We start from the raw sequence: 1812 nt of genomic DNA on the forward strand, positions 1-1812 counted from the left end.
CGAGAACCCCGAAATCCAGCACCTCTCCAACTTCCTCCCCGGCGGCACCGGCTTCAGCGAGCGCCCCAACCGCTGCATCGGCTACCTCTCCTTCGCCCTCAACTATTACTTCGGCGGCCTCGACGTCGCCGGCTACCACCTGGTCAACCTGGCCATACACATCGTCAACGGACTGCTGGTCTACGCCCTGGTCACGCTAACCCTCAGGAGCACATTTTTTGCGGAACGCACCGGTGAAGACCAAGGTGCGGAGACCGCTCAACACTCGTTTTCCGGCTGGTCACGGTTCCTCCCTTTCCTCGCTGCCCTGATGTTCGTGATCCACCCGGTCCAGACCCAGGCCGTGACCTATGTTGTCCAGCGACTCACCTCGCTGGCTACCCTCTTCTACCTCGGCGCCCTGGTCTCCTACGTCAAGTGGCGACTCTCCAGCGCACGCGGTGCAGACTTCGCTTCCCGTTCGCTCCTCCCTTTCTGGCTCCTGTCGCTCCTCTCGGCTGTGCTGGCCATGAAGACGAAGGAGATCGCTTTCACCCTCCCCTTTGTGGCACTCCTCTACGAGTGGTGCTTTTTCGGCCGGCCGAACCGCCGGCGACTCGCCTTGCTGGCACCGCTCCTTATGACCGCGGTCATCATCCCGCTCAGCATGATAAACGTGCTGAAACCGGTAGATCAACTTCTCACCGACGTCAGCTCAGCCACCGTGGCCGAACCGACCCTTTCCCGCTGGGAATATCTCTGCACCCAGTTCAGCGTCATCGTCACCTATCTGCGCCTGCTGGTACTCCCCATCGACCAGAACCTCGACTACGCCTATCCGATAAACCGCACCATCTTGGCGCCGCGCGCCCTCTGCTCCCTGACGATCCTGCTCACCCTCGTCGCGGCGGCACTCTACCTCTTTCACCTTTCGAGCAAGAAGAACCGGGACACCAGCTCCACCGGCAACACCAGCAAGGTTCCCGGGGATTCCGGGACCGGGCCGGCCCGTTCATCGATAACCATTTGCACCTCCCGGCTGACCGCCTTCGGCATCTTCTGGTTTTTCATCACGCTGTCAGTGGAATCGAGCATCATTCCCATCACCGATATCATCTTCGAACACCGGCTCTACCTCCCTTCGGTCGGGTTCTTCCTCGCCGCGGCCGCACTCGCCTCGGCCATCCTGGCAAAGACCAGGGTGAGGAACCTAGCGGCGGCGAACCTCACGGCGGGCGTGTTAATGGCAGCCGTACTCATCCTGGCAGGGACTGCGTATGCGAGAAACGGAGTGTGGGAAAACTGGGAGACGATTTGGCGGGATGTGATCAGCAAGAACCCGAAGAGCGCCCGTGCCTACAACAATCTGGGGACTTACTACGGCAATCAGCGGCGCTACGGCGATGCGATCACAGAATTCGAGGAGGCCGCGAGGCTCTACCCACGGTACCTGGACGCACACTTCAACCTGGGGAGGGCGTTTGTTGTGGTCGGCCGGTACGAAGAGGCGGCCAGGGAATTCAGGACCACCCTCGCGATATCCCCCGCTCACCCGGAGGCGAAGGAGTTCCTCGCGCAGCTCGAGGTCCTGCTGCGCAACGGGAAGAGCTACGGCAGAACTTCAGCCTTTAACCAGCACTGACTTGAAGACGTCGATCCCGCCGCCGACATACTGGCTCAGCTCACAGAGGGAGCGTACGTCGAAAAGCCTCTTCAGGATGTAACCCGGCCGCAGGTAGAATGCCTTGTTCGCCCTCTGGACCGCCTGCTCCATCTGCTCGAAGGAGAGGTTGTCCTGAAAGACGAGGTGATGGGCGAAGTCGGCATTGGAGA

At 60.9% G+C, this 1812-nt stretch carries 2 protein-coding genes; one reads left to right on the forward strand and one right to left on the reverse strand.

Translation table 11 applies throughout. From position 1 onward, the window contains the following. Window positions 1-1621 (forward strand): tetratricopeptide repeat protein (locus AC11W3_RS15975; protein WP_484093339.1); only part of this gene is annotated, 1621 nt, incomplete at its 5' end. Here AC11W3_RS15975 and AC11W3_RS15980 read toward each other — a convergent pair. Next, the coding region (locus AC11W3_RS15980) for a hypothetical protein (RefSeq protein ID WP_484093340.1) at window positions 1601-1812 on the reverse strand (212 nt) is incomplete at its 5' end. The genes AC11W3_RS15975 and AC11W3_RS15980 overlap by 21 nt on opposite strands.

This window comes from Geomonas sp., from assembly GCF_056994735.1.